Annotated in this window: 15 protein-coding genes; 1 reads left to right on the top strand and 14 read right to left on the bottom strand. The window is 71.9% G+C overall.

All coding sequences use genetic code 11. From position 1 onward, the window contains the following. Positions 1-70: 70 nt before the first annotated feature. The 3 genes from Q6349_RS07015 to fdxA form a co-directional block, all read right to left on the bottom strand. Positions 71-1,372 (bottom strand): citrate synthase, encoded by a 1,302-nt coding sequence (locus Q6349_RS07015; protein ID WP_171247814.1) that lies wholly within the window; start codon positions 1,370-1,372, stop codon positions 71-73. Positions 1,373-1,543: 171 nt separating this feature from the next. Beyond that, positions 1,544-2,692 (bottom strand): succinyldiaminopimelate transaminase, encoded by a 1,149-nt coding sequence (gene dapC / locus Q6349_RS07010; protein WP_304603466.1) that lies wholly within the window; start codon positions 2,690-2,692, stop codon positions 1,544-1,546. A gap of 13 nt (positions 2,693-2,705) precedes the next feature. Continuing rightward, positions 2,706-3,023, bottom strand: a complete 318-nt coding sequence (gene fdxA, locus Q6349_RS07005) for a ferredoxin (RefSeq protein ID WP_171247815.1) — start codon at positions 3,021-3,023, stop codon at positions 2,706-2,708. 70 nt (positions 3,024-3,093) lie between these two features. Between fdxA and Q6349_RS07000 the strand changes: the two genes are divergently transcribed. After that, positions 3,094-3,390 (top strand): DUF6725 family protein, encoded by a 297-nt coding sequence (locus tag Q6349_RS07000; RefSeq protein ID WP_304603465.1) that lies wholly within the window; start codon positions 3,094-3,096, stop codon positions 3,388-3,390. A 106-nt stretch (positions 3,391-3,496) separates the two neighbouring features. Here the strand turns inward: Q6349_RS07000 and Q6349_RS06995 are convergent, their stop codons facing one another. The 11 genes from Q6349_RS06995 to Q6349_RS06945 all read right to left on the bottom strand — a co-directional run bounded on the left by Q6349_RS06995 (position 3,497) and on the right by Q6349_RS06945 (position 17,626). After that, positions 3,497-4,510: a prephenate dehydrogenase/arogenate dehydrogenase family protein gene (locus Q6349_RS06995; RefSeq protein WP_304603464.1), complete on the bottom strand. Its 1,014-nt coding sequence runs from the start codon at positions 4,508-4,510 to the stop codon at positions 3,497-3,499. After that, a complete protein-coding gene (locus Q6349_RS06990) occupies positions 4,507-5,442 on the bottom strand; it encodes a prephenate dehydratase domain-containing protein (protein WP_304603463.1) in 936 nt (311 codons plus the stop codon). Before Q6349_RS06990 ends, Q6349_RS06995 begins: the two co-directional genes overlap by 4 nt. Then, a complete protein-coding gene (locus tag Q6349_RS06985) occupies positions 5,439-6,329 on the bottom strand; it encodes a hypothetical protein (RefSeq protein WP_304603462.1) in 891 nt (296 codons plus the stop codon). The genes Q6349_RS06990 and Q6349_RS06985 overlap by 4 nt, the downstream gene beginning before the upstream one ends. After that, the gene (locus tag Q6349_RS06980; RefSeq protein WP_304603461.1) at positions 6,329-8,611 is read right to left on the bottom strand and encodes a VanW family protein; all 2,283 of its coding nucleotides are present in this window, start codon (positions 8,609-8,611) and stop codon (positions 6,329-6,331) included. The genes Q6349_RS06985 and Q6349_RS06980 overlap by 1 nt, the downstream gene beginning before the upstream one ends. A gap of 99 nt (positions 8,612-8,710) precedes the next feature. Continuing rightward, complete coding sequence (locus Q6349_RS06975) at positions 8,711-9,124, bottom strand: DUF6113 family protein (protein ID WP_304603460.1); 414 nt, start codon at positions 9,122-9,124, stop codon at positions 8,711-8,713. 10 nt (positions 9,125-9,134) lie between these two features. Beyond that, a complete protein-coding gene (locus tag Q6349_RS06970) occupies positions 9,135-10,031 on the bottom strand; it encodes a PIG-L family deacetylase (protein WP_304603459.1) in 897 nt (298 codons plus the stop codon). Between the two features lie 77 nt (positions 10,032-10,108). Further along, a complete protein-coding gene (typA, locus tag Q6349_RS06965) occupies positions 10,109-12,019 on the bottom strand; it encodes a translational GTPase TypA (RefSeq protein WP_304603458.1) in 1,911 nt (636 codons plus the stop codon). A gap of 55 nt (positions 12,020-12,074) precedes the next feature. After that, positions 12,075-13,871, bottom strand: coding sequence for a BCCT family transporter (locus Q6349_RS06960; RefSeq protein ID WP_304603457.1), 1,797 nt, complete (start codon positions 13,869-13,871; stop codon positions 12,075-12,077). 104 nt (positions 13,872-13,975) lie between these two features. Further along, a complete protein-coding gene (locus Q6349_RS06955; protein ID WP_304603456.1) occupies positions 13,976-15,727 on the bottom strand; it encodes an ABC transporter ATP-binding protein in 1,752 nt (583 codons plus the stop codon). Beyond that, positions 15,724-16,707 carry an ABC transporter permease gene (locus Q6349_RS06950; RefSeq protein ID WP_171247824.1) on the bottom strand — a complete coding sequence of 328 codons (984 nt, stop codon included), beginning with the start codon at positions 16,705-16,707 and terminating at the stop codon, positions 15,724-15,726. Before Q6349_RS06950 ends, Q6349_RS06955 begins: the two co-directional genes overlap by 4 nt. Continuing rightward, entirely contained in the window at positions 16,700-17,626 is a 927-nt protein-coding gene (locus Q6349_RS06945; protein WP_171247825.1) for an ABC transporter permease, read from the bottom strand. Before Q6349_RS06945 ends, Q6349_RS06950 begins: the two co-directional genes overlap by 8 nt. Positions 17,627-17,756: the final 130 nt, after the last annotated feature.

Genomic DNA, 17,756 nt, shown 5'->3' with positions numbered 1-17,756 from the left:
CGTCAGACGCGAAGCGCCCGTGAACGCGACCGTGCGGGGCGGTGCCCGCCCGCTCTCTCGCTGAGGAAGTTCAGCGCTGGTCGAGCGGCACGTAGGGCCGCTCGGTGGGACCGGTGTAGATCTGCCGGGGACGGCCGATCTTCGTCTGCGGGTCCTTCATCATCTCGCGCCACTGGGCGATCCAGCCCGGCATGCGACCCAGCGCGAACAGCGGGGTGAACATGGCCGGCGAGAAGCCCATCGCCTTGTAGATGAGGCCCGTGTAGAAGTCGACGTTCGGGTAGAGCTTGCGCTCGACGAAGTAGTCGTCGTTGAGCGCGATCTCCTCGAGGCCCCGGGCGATGTCGAGCAGCTCGTCCTTGGCACCGAGCTCGTCGAGCACGGCGTCGGCGTGCTTCTTGACGATCGCGGCGCGCGGGTCGTAGCTCTTGTACACCCGGTGGCCGAAGCCCATCAGCCGGACGCCGTCCTCCTTGTTCTTGACCTTCTTCATGAAGGTCTCCACGGAGTCCTCGCCCGAGCGGATGTTCTCCAGCATGAGCAGCACGGCCTCGTTGGCACCGCCGTGCGACGGGCCGGACAGGGCGTTGATGCCGGCCGACACCGAGGCGTAGAGGGTCGCGTTCGAGGAACCGACGACGCGCACCGTCGAGGTCGAGCAGTTCTGCTCGTGGTCCGCGTGCAGGATGAGCAGCTTGTCCATCGCCGCCACGAGGGTCGGGTTGGCCTGCCACTCCTCGTACGGCCGGGCGAAGGTCATCCGCAGGAAGTCGTCGACGTACCCGCGGGCGGCGTCGGGGTACAGCAGCGGCTCGTCCCGCATGGAGCGGTGCACGTAGGAGGTGATGGTGCGGATCTTGGCGAGGATCAGCACCGTCGCGAGCTCGACCGCCTCGTCGTCGTGCGGGTCGAGCGACTCGGGGTAGTACGTGGCGAGCGCGTTCACGGCCGAGGCCATGATCGCCATCGGGTGACCGCCGCGCGGGAAGGTCCCCAGGAAGGTCCGGAAGGCCTCCGGGACGAGGGTGTGGCGGTTGATGCGGTCGGTGAACGCCTCGAGCTGGGCGGGCGACGGCAGCTCGCCGTGGATCAGCAGGTAGGACACCTCGAGGAACGACGAGGAGTCGGCGAGCTGCTCGATCGGGTAGCCGCGGTAGCGCAGGATGCCCTGGCCGCCGTCGATGTAGGTGATCGCGGACTCGCAGGAGGCCGTGTTGGTGAAACCGGGGTCGACGGTCACCATCCCGGTGTCCTTGAGCAGGGAGGACACGACGATGCCGTCGTTACCCTCCGTCGCGGCCACCACGGGCAGTTCTCGGCGCGTGCCGTCGACGCTGAGCTCGACCGTGGCGGTCTGCTGGGTTGACGTCATGTCTTCCTTCCCTGACGGGCCCTCGGCCTCCGTCGTCGGAGGCTCCGGCACGTGAACTCATGGCATGGTCACGGACTACCTGACGTGCCCGCCTGGACGGTGTCACCGCAGAGCAGCCTCGGCCTGCAGATCAAAATACCCCCCTCATCCCATGCGGTTCCAATCGTCACGTCAAGAAGATGTGAGCCGTGCCACAGCATCGGTCACGGCATCGTCGGCAGCCGTCAAGGCCACCCTCACGTGCGACCCGCCCGCGACTCCGTAGAACTCTCCCGGCCCGACCAGGATCCCACGGGTCGCGAACCACCGCGCCAGGTCGCGTGAGGTCGTCCCGTCGGCGGCGCCGTCGGCCCACCGGGCCCACAGGTAGAGGCCGGCCTCGGAGTGATCGACGACGAACCCGGCCTGCCGCAACGCCGGCAGGAGGGCCGCACGGCGACGCCGGTACCGCTCCCGCTGCGCGTCGACGTGCGCATCGTCACGCAGGGCTGCGCGCAGCGCCTCCTGCACGGGTGCGGGCATGATCATGCCCAGGTGCTTGCGGGTGGCGACCAGGTCCGCGACGAGGCGGGAGTCCCCGGCCACGAACGCCGCGCGGTACCCCGCGATGTTCGACTGCTTCGACGCGGAGTAGGCGACGAGCAGGCCGTCGAGCGAGCCGTCGGTCACCCGGGGGTCGAGCAGGCTGGGCACCGTGCTGACGCCGTCGGCGCCCGCCCACGGCGCGTCCCACGCCAGCTCGGCGTAGCACTCGTCGGACACCACGACCGCGCCGATCTCGCGGGCCGCCGCGACCACGGCGCGCAGGTGCTCGACGTCGGCCACGGCGCCGGTGGGGTTCGACGGGGAGTTGACCCACACCAGACGCACGTCGGCGCGCCCGGCCCACGTGGCGACGTCGTCGCTCGGCAGCGCCGTCGCCCCCGCGAGCCGCGCGCCGACGTCGTAGGTGGGATAGGCGACCGCGGGGTGGACGACGACGTCACCCGGGCCGAGGCGCAGCAGAGACGGGAGCAGACCTACCAGCTCCTTGGAGCCGACCGTCGGCAGCACGCCGGCGGGGTCCAGCCCGGGCACGCCCCGGCGCCGCGCGAACCAGTCGACGACCGTCTCGCGCAGCGCCGGGGTGCCGTGGGTGGTCGGGTAGCCGGGGGCGTCCGCCGCCGTTCTCAGGGCGTCCTGGACGACCTGGGGCGTGGGGTCCACGGGGGTGCCGACGGACAGGTCGACCATCCCGCCGGGGTGAGCAGCCGCCGTCGAACGGACGTCGCCCAGGGTGTCCCAGGGATAGGGCAGGTCACGCAGGTCGGCGAAACCCATCCGGCGTCCGGGGTCAGCCCTGCGGGGGCAGGGCGGCGATCATCGGGTCGTCCTTCTCGATGACGCCCATCTTCGCCGCGCCGCCCGGGGAGCCCAGGTCGTCGAAGAACTCGACGTTGGCCCGGTAGTAGTCGGTCCACTCCTCGGGGACGTCGTCCTCGTAGTAGATGGCCTCGACCGGGCAGACCGGCTCGCACGCACCGCAGTCCACGCACTCGTCCGGGTGGATGTAGAGCGACCGCTTCCCCTCGTAGATGCAGTCCACGGGACACTCCTCGATGCACGCCTTGTCCTTGAGGTCGACGCACGGCTGAGCGATCACGTAGGTCACTGCAGTTCCCTTCCGGGGGATCGGGGAGCAACGCTCCGGTGGTTCGGGGGCTCACTCTAGTATCGCTCACGTGAGAAACCAGCACGCCGCCGACGGTCCGTCCGACTGGCGAGACTGGCCGGTCGGCACCCGCGCCGTGGTGCGACGCCGGCTCTCCCCCGACGAGGCGCTGACCAGCGGCAAACGCTGGACGGACGTCATCGGCGTGGTGGTGAGATGCGACACCTCGGGCATCACGTTGCGCCGCGACCCGGCCCGGCCGTCGGCCCCCGACGCGGGTGTCGAGGTCCGGATCGCCGCCGAGGACATCGAGGCGACGCGGATCCTGCCACCACGCCCGGAACGGCGTCCTCGCAGCCAGGGCTGACTCGCGGCCGGGCGACCTGACTCGCGGCCCGGCGCCCTGACTCGCGGCCGGGCGACCTGACTCGCGAGAGACCGTCCTGACTCGCGGCTGGACGGGGCGTGCCCCGTCAGGCGTGTCGCGGCGCCGTCAGCCGGACGGTGTCGTCGTCCAGACCCACGACGACCGCTCCCGCGGTGCAGCGCTCGACCAGCACCGCCGGCCACCCGGCGGTCCGCGGCACGGCGACGGGCTCGCCCGGCGCGTCGGCACCCTTCCCCGCCGCGTCCCGGCGTTCCGCGCGCAGGGAGTCCGCCGCGTGGAAGTAGTCGTGCACGGAGGCGTTCGACTCGAGCCGGTGGACGACCAGCTCCAGGTCGCGCACCACCTTGCGCAGCGCGGGTGCCACCCAGGTCGCGTTCTCGGTCACCATCGCCTCGGTCCGGGCCGGGTCGGTGAGCGCCACCCGGGTGCCGTCGCGGAAGCTGCCCGCCGCCAGCAGTCGGGCCACCGGACCCACCGGCGCACCGGCCACCGCGTTGAGCAGCTGGGTGGCGACCACGTGGGGCACGTGACTGACCAGCGCCGCGGCCTCGTCGTGGACGTCGTCGGTGAGGACGACCACGCGGCCGGCGCACGGCCCGGTCACCCAGGTCAGGACCTCGGCCACACGCTCCGTGTCGGCCGCGACGGCGTCGTCGACGGTCACCGCCCACACGACCCCGTCGAGCAGCCCGGCGTCGGACGCCCCGAACCCGCTGTGCTCGGTCCCCGCCATCGGGTGGGCGCCCACGTAGCGGCCCGCGAGCCCGGCGTCGGCCATCGCCGCGCGGACCGGGGTCTTGACGCTGCCGACGTCGGTGATCGTGGCGGTCGGCGACGCGTGGACGGCCACCTGCTCCGCCACCGACGCCATGGCGCGCAGCGGCACCGCCAGCACGACGAGGTCGGCCCCCGTCACGCAGCCGGCCACGTCGTCCGTCACGGCGATCCCTGCCCGACGCGCCGCCCCGCGGACGGACGGGGAGGCGTCGGTGGCCACCACCTCGGCTCCGCGCGCGACCAGCAGCCGGGCCAGCGACCCCCCGATCAACCCCAGGCCGACGACCGCGACACGCCCGGACGGGGCGGCGTCGCCGGTCACCACAGCAGCCCCTCGGCCAGGACGGCCTCCGGGTCGCCCGCACGCACCGACCCGGTGGGCGCCTCGTCCGCGAGCGCGCCGTCGAGCCCGCCCTCTCCCGGCGAGGCCGGGTAGGCACCCAGCACCTTCAGGGCGTCCCCGGCGGCCAGCAGATCGCCGAAGAGGTCCCGGACGGCGGGCTCCCACGGAGCGGCGTCCAGGGTCACCACGAAGACGTACTGGCCCTCGCGCGCCTTGAGCGGGCGGGTGACGAGGCTCGACATGTTGACGTCGCGCACGGCGAACGCGTCCGTGACGCGGGCGAGCACGCCGGGCCCCGTGATCGTCGGCGTGACGGCCAGCATGGTGCGCCAGGTGGTGGCCCGTCCGGAGTCCTCGGCGAGGCGGTCCCGGGCCCGGTCGCGCCGGTCCAGGACGAGGAACCGGGTGCGCGCACCGGCGAAGTCGGCCACGGACCGCGCGAGCGTCTCCAGGCCGTACAGCTCCCCGGCCACGGGCGGCCCGAGGGCGACCTGGTGGTCGCCCACGTCCCGGCACGCGGCCGCGTTGGACGGCGCCGGGACGGGTGTCAGGCCGCGCGCCTCGACGAACCGGCGGCACTGCGCGAGCCCGTGCGGGTGGGCGGTCGCCTCGACGAGCTCGCCGTGGCCGGGGCGCACGAAGGCGTCGAAGGTGATGTCCAGGACGACCTCGTCGACGGCGACGACGTCCGCGCTGGCGAGCAGGGCGTCCAGGGACGGCACCACGTAGCCCTCGACCGAGCTCTCGATCGCCACCACGCCGACCGCGGCGGACCCGGCGGCGACCGTGTCGTGCACGCCCTGGACGTCCGCGCAGGGCACGACCTCGGCACCCGTGGCCGCACGGTCGGTCCAGAGCCGGGCCGCCTGGTGGGTGAAGGTCCCCTCCGGGCCCAGGTAGGCGACCCTCACGCGCCGACCCATCGCGGGGTCAGTCCCTCGGGTCCGGGCGCGAAGCGGTCGCCCGGCAGGACCGCGAGCGTGCGGTGCGCGACCGACCGGGCGTCCAGCTCCGCGACGAGGCCGTCGAGCACGGCGACGTCCGGGCACCGGAACGACGTGAAGAACACGTGCGGGCCGTAGGTCGAGGGATGGCTGCGCAGGTGCTGCAGGTCGACGCCGGCGTCGACGAGCACCCCCAGCGTCTGGCGCAGCGACCCGCGGTGGTCGTCGCTCGGGCCGAACGCGAGCCAGACCTGGGCCGGTGCGGTGAACCGCGGCCACGCGGCCCGCGCCTCGAGCAGCCCGTACCAGACCGGCGCCAGCTCGTTCAGGTGCTCGCTGCCGGGCACCTCGGTCCAGCCGGCCGGGACCCGGGGGCGCTCCACGACCAGCGACCCCTGCTCCCCCGCCAGCGCCGCCCGTTCCGCGACGGGCGTCGCCGTCGGCACCAGCCGCGGGCTGACACCCATGGTGCGCAGCACGTCGGCGCAGTCCCGCATGCCGGCCTCGTCGACGACGACCTGCCCACCGACGACGCCCGGCGGCGCGACCCAGGTCCACCGCGTCCGCACGGTGGTGGCAGCGGTGAGGATCAGCCGTGGGTCACCGGCGAGCAGCGCCTGCTCCAGGGCGGGCGACGGCTGCTCCGGGTGCCCGAGGTGGACGACGGCCGCCAGGTCGTCGATGCCCGCCACGGTCGCCAGCGCCTGCGCGATGGTCCCGAGGTCCAGCAGCTCGGTCGACTCGTCACGCACGGCTGACACCACCGTCGAGCCCGGCGCGACACCGGACCAGCCGGCCTCGTGGGCGGCCGCCGCGGCGTGCGCCGACGACTCGCGGGAGACGCGTCCGAGCATCAGTCGCCCCCGTCCTTCTTCTCGGAGTCCTTCTCCGGTTCGCAGCTCACGGCGTCGTCGGGCTTGTAGCGCCAGAAGTCGGACTCGTCCTTGACGAGGTCACCGTCGTGGTACACCTTGCGGTACACGGTGATGGCGAACCCCGCCTCGCCCCCGGAGTACGGCTCGCAGTCGGGGTCGCCGGACTTGTTCACCGTGGAGACCGGCACCACGTCCTGCTTGCCGGAGTCGGAGGCCTCGACGTCGTAGTACTTCGTCGACCAGACCTTCACGTGCAGGCGTCCGCCCGAGACGTAGCTCTGCAGCAGTGCGCCGTACGGGGTGTCGTTGCGGAACTTCATGTCGATGGCGCCGACGTAGATCGTCGCCTCGCGTCCGGCCGGGTACCGGCTGAACCAGTAGCTGTGCTGACGGTGCTCGACGTCGTCGAACCCGGCGAAGAAACCGGCGTTGTAGGTGGTGGTGGCCATCTGGGAGAGACCGCCGCCGACGGCGTCGACGTGCACGCCGTTGCTCACCACACCGGCCGCGAAGTAGCCGTTGGACTCCTCGATCGGCGAGAGCGTGTCGACGAGCGAGAAGGTCTCGTCCGGCCGGACCAGGGTGCCGTTGACCAGCTCGGCACCACGCACCAGGTTCTTGGTGCGGATCGGCTCGGCGGTCAGCGGGGTCGAGAACTCGGAGACGACCTCCTGGACGCCGAGCTCCTCGAGCGAGGCCCGCGAGTCCTCGGGGTCCGACTCGACGAGCTCCACCTGCGTGGACCGCTCCGCGCCGCGCGCCGCGCCGCCGACGGCCTCGGCGACCTGCTGCGGGTCGAGGGTCGTGCCCGTCTCCCCGCCGACGATCACCGGCCTGCCGTCGGAGAACTCGAAGTGAGCGTCGTTCGGTTCGCGCAGCAGGTCGTTGGTCCGCTCGACGATGGCGGACGTGAGCCGATCACCGTCGAACCGCGCGACGAGCTCGCCGTCCTGCGCGGCGAAGGACGTGGAGCGGGCCAGCACCCGGGCGGGGAGCTCCGGGTTCTGGGCGTCCACCTGGACCGTGACCGGACCCGAGACGATCTCCCGGGCCTCGACGAGGGCGGCGTCGGTGTCGGCCTGGTCGATCGCGGGGTCCACCGACTCGGTCGGCAGGTCGACCGGACCCTCCGAGACGAGCCAGGCGTCGACGATCGCGTCGTCGGCGGAGGCGACGACGACCTGCGTCCCGGCGACGGCCTCGGTGGCCACCGCCTCGCCGTCGGTGAACCGGACGCTGCCGTCGACCGGCTCGGTCGCCAGCGACTCGGCGACACCGTTCACCGTCGCCGTCAGGGCACCGCGGTCGACCGTCACGGCCGGCGCCACCTCGTCGCCGCCGACGAGGTGCTCCAGCAACCGGGAGGGGTCCAGCGTGAACCCGGTGAGGTCCTCCACCGACCCCGCGGAGTCGAGCCGCAGTCCCGACTCGGCCGGGTCGATCGTGCTCGTGGCGTCGCCGGCACGCACGGTCAGCGGCTCGGCGGCACGCGGTCCGAGGCCCTCGTCCAGCGCCGTGGCCGCCTCCGGCGCGGTCAGACCGCCGACGTCGACGCCGGCGACCGTCGTGCCCTTCGGCACGGTGTCCGCGACCATCCACTGCGCGCCGACGTACAGGCCGGCGAGGACGACGAGCCCGGTCAGCACACCGAGCAGCACCTTCGGGGTGCGGCTGGGTGCGCCGTCGCCGAGCAGGCCACCGAGGGTCGCGCCGATGCCGCCGGACCGCGAGCCGGTGGCCCCGTCCGCCGAGGACGGGCTCGTGGAGCTGCCGGCCGACGTCGACGACACGGCGGGGATGGCCTCGGTGGGGGCGGCCGGCGCTCCGCCGGGCGCGCGGACGGTCCCGACCTGACGAGGACGCTCCCAGGCGCGCACGGACGGCTCGTAGGGGACCTCGGACTCCTCGGGCTCCGGCGACGAGGCGCCGGACGGCGGGGTGGCCGCCGCGGGCGACGAGGACTCGGAGGGCTCCGGAGCCGCGTCGGCGGGACCCGGCGTCCCCGGCTGGTCCGGCTGCGGCTGCTCCGGCTGCGGCTGGTCGGGTGCGGCTCGGGTCGCGTCCGGTTCGTCCGCCGCGTCCACCGGCTCGTCGGAGCCGGTGGGCTCCGCCGGCGCGGCGTCGGACGGCGACGTCGCGGGCTCCTCCCACGCACGCACCGGGGGCTGGTACGGGACGTCCTCGTCGGGGGCGTCGGCGGGCGACCGCCCTGGGTCCCGCTGCTCGGGAACCCGGTCGTCACCGTCGGTCGGCTGGCCCATCGACACGCTCCGTGCTGGTCTCTCGTGGGGGTCCCACGACCCCCGGGACGTCCTGGGCGTGGCGGACGCCACGCGAGTAGGCATCCTACTCGGCGCAGGTCACCCCGCGTCGGGGTCGTCCACGAACCATCGCCGGGGCAGGAACGCCGCCACGGCGAAGAGCACCAGGCCACCGTAGGTCCAGACGTACCCGATCGCGTCGGCCGGCACGAGCACGTCACCGCCCGGCCCCTCGGCGGCCAGCACCTGGACGGTCACGAGCCACCCGGCACCGCACGCCAGCAGCGTGCCGACACCGGACCACGCGCGGCAGAGCACCGCCGCGGACAACGTCAGCGCCAGGGCCAGCGCGGGCCCGACGGGCAGGTCGCCCCAGAGCATCCGGTGACCGACCGTACCGATGAGCCCGACGACGGCGCCGAGCAGGAGCCCGAGCAGCAGCCGCCAGACGACCAGCAGGGGGCTGCCCGCGCGGGGCGCGCGCTGCACGTGGTGGGGCGGGGGCGAGATCACCGGACAGACCCTACCGGCGCACCCGGACGGTCGCGTCGACGAGAACCGGGGCGAGCTCGCCGTTGCTCAGCGCGTAGTGCGCGCACACCCCCGGCAGGTCGGTGGCCCCGGCGTGCTGCACCTGGGTGGCGTGGGCCCGTAGGGCGGCGAGCACCCGGTCGAGCACCGGCTCCACCGCGACGGTGACGACCTCGTCGGCCGCCAGCTCGGGGTCGGGGACGGCGACCGGCGGCGGGTCCACGTCCGGTGCGGGCAGGGTCAGCCCCGCCTCCGTGGCGAGTGCGCGGTGCCGCGCGGACGCTGCCACCTCGGTACGCGCGGCGTGCCAGCGGTCGGCCGGGACCACGACCTCCCAGCGCTCGGGGACACGCCAGGGTTCGCCGTCGACGTCGGCGCCGGGGTCCGCCGCGAGGTCGAGCGCCCGCACGGTGGTCTCGTAGGTGCGCACGTGGTCGGGGTGCCCGTAGCCGCCACCGGCCTCGTACGTGACGACGACGGCGGGACGGCGGTCGCGCAGCACGGCGGCCAGGCGGCCCGCGGCCGCGTCGAGCGGCACGCGGGTGAACGCCGTCGGACCGGAGTCCGGTGCCGGACCGGCGATGCCCGGGGCGACCCAGGCCATCCCCGAGTCCTCCAGGCGCCCGGGTCCGCCGACGGTGTCGAGGAACAGCCGGTCCGTCACGCCGAGCGCGTCGAGCGCGGCCGCGAGCTCCTGCTCCCGGTGGGCGGCCAGGGCCGGGCCGTCACCCTCCAGGTGCGCCACCCCGGTGGGATGGGTGGGCGTGTCGATGACCTCGCCCCGCTCGCCGCGCGTGCACGTCACCACGGTCACCGGCGCTCCCGCGGCCGCCCAGGTCGCCAGCAGCGCACCGGTCGCCAGCGTCTCGTCGTCGGGGTGCGCGTGCACCGCCAGCAGGGGCCCGACCGACGGATCAGCCGACCGGGTCCCCGGCGACGTGGTCTCCCCCGGACGCACGACCGGACTCAGGAACGCTTGGCCCGTGCGGCGGCCCGAGCGCGTTCCGTGGCGTTGAGGTTGACCTTGCGGATACGGACGATCTCGGGCGTGATCTCGACGCACTCGTCCTCGGCCGCGAACTCCAGCGACTCCTCGAGCGTCAGCTTCTTCGGCGGCACCAGGTTCTCGAAACTGTCGGCGGTCGAGGACCGCATGTTCGTCAGCTTCTTCTCCTTGGTGATGTTGACGTCCATGTCCTCGTTGCGGGAGTTCTCGCCCACGATCATGCCCTCGTAGACCTCCTGGGTGGGGTCCACGAAGAACGTGCCGCGCTCCTGCAGGTTGATCATGGCGAACGGCGTCACGGCACCGGCACGGTCGGCCACCAGGGACCCCGTCAGGCGGGACTCGATGGTCCCGTGCCACGGCTCGTAGCCCTCGGCGTACGAGGAGGCGATGCCGGTGCCGCGCGTCTCGGTGAGGAACCGGGTGCGGAACCCGATGAGGCCGCGGGCCGGCACGACGAACTCCATCCGGACCCAGCCGGTGCCGTGGTTCGCCATCGTCTCCATGCGGCCCTTGCGCGCCGCCATGAGCTGCGTGACGGCGCCGAGGTACTCCTCGGGCACGTCGATCGTCATGCGCTCCATCGGCTCGCAGGTCTTGCCGTCGATCTGCTTGGTGACGACCTGCGGCTTGCCGACGGTCAGCTCGAACCCTTCGCGGCGCATCTGCTCGACGAGGATCGCCAGGGCGAGCTCGCCGCGTCCCTGCACCTCCCAGGCGTCCGGCCGGTCGGTGGGCAGGACCCGCAGCGAGACGTTGCCGATGAGCTCGGCGTCCAGGCGGTCCTTGACCTGCCGGGCGGTGACCTTGTGCCCCTTGCCGCCCTTGCCGGCCAGCGGGGAGGTGTTGATGCCGACGGTCATCGAGATCGCCGGGTCGTCGACCGTGATGCGCGGCAGCGGACGCGGGTCGTCGGCGTCCGTGAGCGTCTCGCCGATCATGATGTCGGCGATCCCCGCCACCGCGACGATGTCACCCGGGCCGGCGGACTCGGCAGGGACGCGGTCCAGCGCCTTCGTCTCGAGCAGCTCGGTGATCCGCACCTGGCTCAGCGTGCCGTCCTGACGCGCCCAGGCGACCGTCTGGCCCTTGCGCAGCGTGCCGTTGTGGACCCGCAGCAGGGCCAGACGGCCGAGGAACGGCGAGGCGTCGAGGTTCGTCACGTGCGCCTGCAGCGGCATCGTCTCGTCGTACGTCGGCGCCGGGACGGTCCGCAGGATCGTGGAGAACATCGGCTCGAGGTCCTCGTTCGCGGGCAGCTCGCCGTCGGCGGGCTGCTCGGTGGAGGCACGCCCCGCCTTGGCCGAGGCGTAGACCACCGGCACGTCGAGGACGGCGTCCACGTCGAGGTCGGGGACCTCGTCGGCCAGGTCGCTCGCCAGCCCGAGCAGCAGGTCGGTCGTCTCGGCGACGACCTCCGTGATGCGCGAGTCCGGGCGGTCGACCTTGTTGACGACGACGATCACCGGCAGCTTGGCGGCCAGCGCCTTGCGCAGCACGAACCGGGTCTGCGGCAGCGGACCCTCGGAGGCGTCCACGAGCAGCACGACGCCGTCGACCATGGACAGACCCCGCTCGACCTCGCCGCCGAAGTCGGCGTGGCCGGGGGTGTCGATGACGTTGATCGTGACGCCGTCGGACTCCCCGGCCTCCGCCGCCGACGGTCCGGCGTACCGGATCGCCGTGTTCTTGGCGAGGATCGTGATGCCCTTCTCACGTTCCAGGTCACCGGAGTCCATGACCCGGTCGTCCACCTGCTGGTGCGCGGCGAAGGCACCCGCCTGACGCAGCATGGCGTCGACCAGGGTGGTCTTGCCGTGGTCGACGTGAGCGACGATCGCCACGTTGCGCAGGTCGGAGCGCACAGACATCAAGGGTTCTCTTTCCGTGGAGGGGGCGGCCCCGGGATCCCGGGGCCGCACCATCCTACCCGGAGGTGTCCGTCGTGCCCGGACCGGAGCCCTCGGGGCCCGGACCGGAGCCCTCGGGCCCCGGCCCGGCCGTGCGGCGGCGCCAGGCCTTCGGACCGCGACGACGTGCGGTCACGGGGGTCCCGGCACCCTCACGCTCCGGGTTCTCCACGACGGGGGTCTGCCCGGTCATCTCCGAGAGCTGCTCGTTGACGTGCACCGTCACGTGCTCCGTCACGTGCTCGGTGACCTCTTGCTTGAACTCGCGCTGCCGCAGCCGACGCTCGGCACGCATGATCGCCCGATGCTCGGTCTCCAGGGCCTTCCACACGGAGACCATCATCGCGAGGAGCACCACCGAGAACGGTAGGGCGGTGAGGATCGAGGCGGTCTGCAGGGTGGCGAGCCCGCCGGCGTACAGCAGGGCCGCCGCGACGGCGCCCTCGAGGATCGCCCAGAACAGACGGCTCCACAGCGGCGGGTTCTGGTCGCCGCCGTTGGCGAGCATGTCCACGACGAACGAGCCCGAGTCGGACGAGGTCACGAAGAAGACCACGACGAGGATCATCGCGATGACGGCGAGCCAGGCGCCCCCGCCGGGCAACGTGTCGAACAGCTGGAACATCGCCGTGTCCGAGTTCACGGTCCCGGTCTCCGGGTCCAGCATCGAACCCGGTTCCATCATCTCCTGCCGCAGGGCGGCGCCACCGAACACGCTGAACCAGACGGTCGTCACCAGCATCGGCACGAGGAGCGTGCCGAGGACGAACTCACGCACGGTCCGGCCGCGGGAGATGCGCGCGATGAACAGCCCCACGAAGGGCGCCCAGGAGATCCACCAGCCCCAGTAGAAGATGGTCCAGCTGGACTCCCAGGCGAGTCCGTCCTGCCCCTGGAACGCCAGGGTGTCGAAGGTCATCTGCATGACGTTCTGCAGGTAGAAGCCGAGGGACTGGACCCACTCGCGCATCACGAACAGGGAGGAGCCGAGGAGCAGCACGACGACGATCAGGGCGCCGGCGAGCATCATGTTGCCGTTGGACAGCCACTTGATGCCGCGCTCCAGGCCGGAGGCCACGGAGAGCGCCGCGGTCGCCGTGATGGCGACGATCAGACCCATCTGCAGGGCGACGGTGGACTCGGCGACACCGAGGTACTCGAGGCCGGCCGAGAGCTGCAGCACGCCGAGACCGAGCGACGTGGCGACACCGAAGACGGTGCCGAAGATGGCCAGCACGTCGATGAGGTTGCCGAGCCAGCCGTTGACGCGCTTCTCCCCCAGCAGGGGCTCCAGGGCCCAGCGGATGGACACCGGGCGGCCCTTGCGGTGGATGGCGTACGCCAGGGCCAGGCCGATGACGACGTAGATCGCCCAGGCGTGGAAGCCCCAGTGCAGGTAGGTCTGCCCCATCGCCTGACCGGCGAGGGAGGCGGAGTCACCGGTGACGCCCGGCTTGGGATCGGTGTAGTGCCACAGCGGCTCCGCCACGCCGAAGTAGACGAGGCCGATGCCCATGCCGGTCGCGAAGAGCATCGCGAACCACACGGGGAGCTTGAAGTCGGGCGTCTCGTCGTCCTTGCCGAGGGTGATGTCACCGAAGCGGCTCAGCCCGACGTAGATCGCGAACACCACGAAGAGCGCCACGATGAGGACGTAGTACCAGCCGAAGCCGTTGATGACCATGGCCTGGAGGGTCGACATGAGGTCCGCCAACCAGTCGGTGGCGAAGATTCCCAGGAGGACGAAGACCAGGATCAGTCCACCTGCGGGATAGAAGACAGCGGGTGCGAGGGTCGATGGTCGGCGTGGCATAACTCTCAGACTGTCGGCATCAGGGAAGAACGGCAACCGCAGGACGCCGCAGACCCGGTGGGGTCCGCGGCGTCCTGGGTCGCGCGGGTGCGGTGCGGCGCTGGTCAGCCGCCCGCGACGTTCCCGACCAGGTGAGCGCCGGGAATCGCGTCGAGGAGGTCGCGTGTGTACTGCTTGCGCGGGTTGTCGAAGACCTCGTCGGTCGTGGCCTGCTCAACCACCTTGCCGTTCTGCATGACCACGACGTCGTCGGCGATCTGCCGCACGACGGCGAGGTCGTGGGTGATGAACAGGTAGCTCAGACCGAGGTCCGACTGCAGGTCGTCGAGCAGGTCCAGGATCTGGGCCTGCACGAGCACGTCGAGGGCGGAGACCGCCTCGTCGAGCACGACCACCTCCGGCTTGAGCGCCAGGGCACGCGCGATCGCGATGCGCTGGCGCTGACCGCCGGAGAGCTCGTTCGGGAACCGGCGCATGGCCGACTGCGGCAGCGAGACCATGTCGAGCAGCTCGCGGACCCGCTTCTCCCGTCCCTTCTTGGACCCCACGCCGTGCAGCTTGAGGGGCTCCTCGATGGAGCGGAAGATCGAGAACATCGGGTCCAGGGACCCGTAGGGGTTCTGGAAGACCGGCTGGATCCGACGCCGGAACTCGAACGCCTGCTTCGGGTTGAGCGTGGAGACGTCGGTGCCGTCGAACTCGACGGTGCCCGACGTCGGCTCCAGCAGCCCCAGCACCATGTTGGCCGCCGTGGACTTGCCCGAGCCCGACTCCCCGACCAGGGCGAGGGTCCGGCCGCGTCCCAGCGTGAACGAGACGTCGTCGACCGCGGTGAAGTCCGTCGACGACCCGGGGCGCGCCCCGCGGATCTGGAACACCTTGGTCAGGTCGGTGACCTTGACCGCCTCGTTCGTGGCCGGCGGCTTCTGCCCCAGGTGGTGGGCGTGCAGCTCCTCGGACTCCCGGCCCTGGACGTGTGCCGACTGGATGCGGCGCGACGCCAGCGACGGCGCCGAGGCCACCAGTCGCTTGGTGTACGGGTGCTGGGGGTCCGCGAGGATCTGCTGGGCCGGGCCCGACTCGACGATCTGCCCCTTGAACATCACCACGAGGTGCTCGGCACGCTCGGCGGCGAGCCCGAGGTCGTGCGTGATGAACAGCAGGGCGGTGCCGAGGTCCCGGGTCATCTCGCCCAGGTGGTCGAGGATCTGGCGCTGCACGGTCACGTCCAGGGCCGAGGTCGGCTCGTCCGCGATGAGCAGCTGCGGCCGGGAGGCCAGACCGATGCCGATGAGCGCGCGCTGGCGCATGCCGCCCGAGAACTCGTGCGGGTACTGGCGCGCCCGGCGCTCGGCGTCCGGCAGGCCGGCTTCGGCCAGCACGTCCGCGACGCGGGTGCGCAGCTCGGCCTTGGATCCCTTGAACCCGTTGGCCTTCAGCGCCTCGGTCACCTGGGTGCCGATGCGCCAGACCGGGTTGAGGTTGGACATCGGGTCCTGCGGGACCATGCCGATCGCGCGGCCGCGCAGCGCTTCCTTCTCGGCGCGGGGCGCACCGACGAGCTCACGGCCGGCGAAGCGGATGGACCCGCCGGTGACCTTGCCGGTCCCGGGCAGCAGGTCGATGATCGCGGCCGCCGTGGTCGACTTGCCCGATCCGGACTCGCCGACGATGGCCACGTTCTGGCCGGGGTAGACGGTGAGGTTCGCGCCGCGCACGGCGTGCACCTCACCGACCCCGGTGGTGAAGGAGATCTGCAGGTCGCTGATCTCCAGCAGGGGCGTGTTGGGGTCGACGACCGCGGGACCGTTCTCGGACTTCGCGTCGCCGTTGCTCACGGGGAACTGTGTCGTCATCGCTTCCGAGCCTTCGGGTCGAGGGCGTCGCGCACGACGTCGCCCATCATCATGAAGCCGAGCACCGTCACGGCCAGGCCGCCGGCCGGGTAGAGCAGGATCTCCGGGTCGGTCCGGATCGCACCCTGGGCGGCGTTGATGTCGCCACCCCAGGAGACCACGTCCGGCGGGAGACCGATGCCGAGGAAGCTCAGCGTCGCCTCGGCGACGATGAACTGGCCCAGGGCCACGGTCGCGTAGACGATGATCGGAGCGGCCGAGTTCGGCAGCACGTGCCGCAGCAGGATCTGGCCGCGCCCCATGCCCAGCGAGATCGCGGCGGTGACGAACTCGTTGTTCTTCACCGACAGCACGGTGCCGCGGGTGATGCGGGCGATCTGCGTCCAGCCGAAGATCGCCAGGACCCCGGCGACCAGGAGGCTCGTGCGGTTGCTGGACACCGACATGATCACGATGGCACCGAGCACCAGCGGGATCGCGAAGAAGATGTCCGTGACGCGGCTGAGGATCGTGTCGAACCACTTGCCGTAGTAGCCGGCGATCGCACCGATCGTGGTGCCGAGGATCACGACCATCGACGTGGCGAGCACGCCGACGACGACCGAGGCGCGGGCGCCGTAGATCGTGCGCGAGTAGATGTCGCAGCCCTGCCGGTCGAAGCCGAACGGGTGGCCCGGCTGGGCGCCCTCCAGAGCCTTCGACAGGTCGCACACACGCGGGTTGATCGACGTGAACATCCCGGGGAACGCCGCCACCAGGACGACGACGACGATGACCGTCCCGGCGATCCAGAACAGCGGCCGGCGGCGCATCTGGTTCCACGCGTCGCGCCAGAGGCTGGTGGGCGTCTCGTCGGTCTTGACCGCGTCGACGGCGCCGAGGCCGCCCTCGTCGCTCGGTGCGGTGAAGTGCTCCTGCCCGGGGCGCGGGGCCGGGACCGCCGGCGCGCCGAGCGGTTCTTCGTAACGGTTCTCAGGCATAACGGATCCTCGGGTCGAGGGCGGCGTAGAGCAGGTCGACCAGGAGGTTCGCTCCGATGTAGACCAGCACCAGCACGGTGGTCAGCGACACGACGGTGATGCTCTCGCCACGGATGATCGCGTCGTAGAGCGTCCCGCCCACACCGTTGATGTTGAAGATGCCCTCGGTGATGATCGCACCGCTCATCAGGGCGCCGATGTCGGCACCGAGGAACGTCACGACGGGGATGAGGGAGTTGCGCAGCACGTGCCGGCCGGTGACCTGCGTGCGACGCAGACCGCGGGCGCGCGCCGTGCGCACGTAGTCGGCCGAGAGGTTCTCGGCCACCGACGTCCTCGTCAGTCGCAGCACGTACGCGAAGGACACGGCCGCCAGCACCATCGCCGGCATCAGCAGACTGATGAAGTCGGGATCTCGTCCTGCGGTGACGGGCAGCCAGCCGAGCTGGACCCCGACCACGATCTGCAGGACGAAACCGACGACGAACGTCGGGACCGCGATGAAGACGAGGCTGACGACCAGCGCCGTCGCGTCGAAGATGCCACCCTTGCGCATCCCGGCGACGAGCCCGAAGCCGATGCCGAAGACCGCCTCGATGACCAGAGCCATCAGAGCGAGCTGGATCGTGACGGGGAAGGCGTTGGCGATCACCTCGGTGATCTCGCGGCCGCGGAAGTCGACGCCGAAGTCCAGCGTCGCGACACCGCGGAGGAACAACAGATATTGAATGATGAAGGGCTGATCCAGGTTGTACTCGGCCCGGATCTGCTCCTGCACCGCCTCGGGAAGCCCGCGCTCACCACCGAGCGCGGCCACCGGGTCACCGGGCCGCAGGAACACCATGGCGTAGAGCAGCAGGGTGGCCCCGAGGAACACAGGGATCACCTGTAGGAGCCTGCGTCCGAGATACCAGAGCATGCGATTTGTCTCCTCGTGTGCCCAGGGGGTCCCCCCAGGCTACGGGTTTTCATCGTGCCGCGACCGAAGGAGGACGCGGACAGCGGTGGGGCGGGGGTGCCGATGGGCACCCCCGCCCCTCGCGACGAGT

Source organism: Isoptericola sp. 178, assembly GCF_030586525.1.
Classification (GTDB): Bacteria; Actinomycetota; Actinomycetes; order Actinomycetales; family Cellulomonadaceae; genus Isoptericola; species Isoptericola sediminis.
The sequence above is the reverse complement of the archived record's forward strand: the minus strand, read 5'-3'. Positions and strand labels throughout refer to the sequence as shown.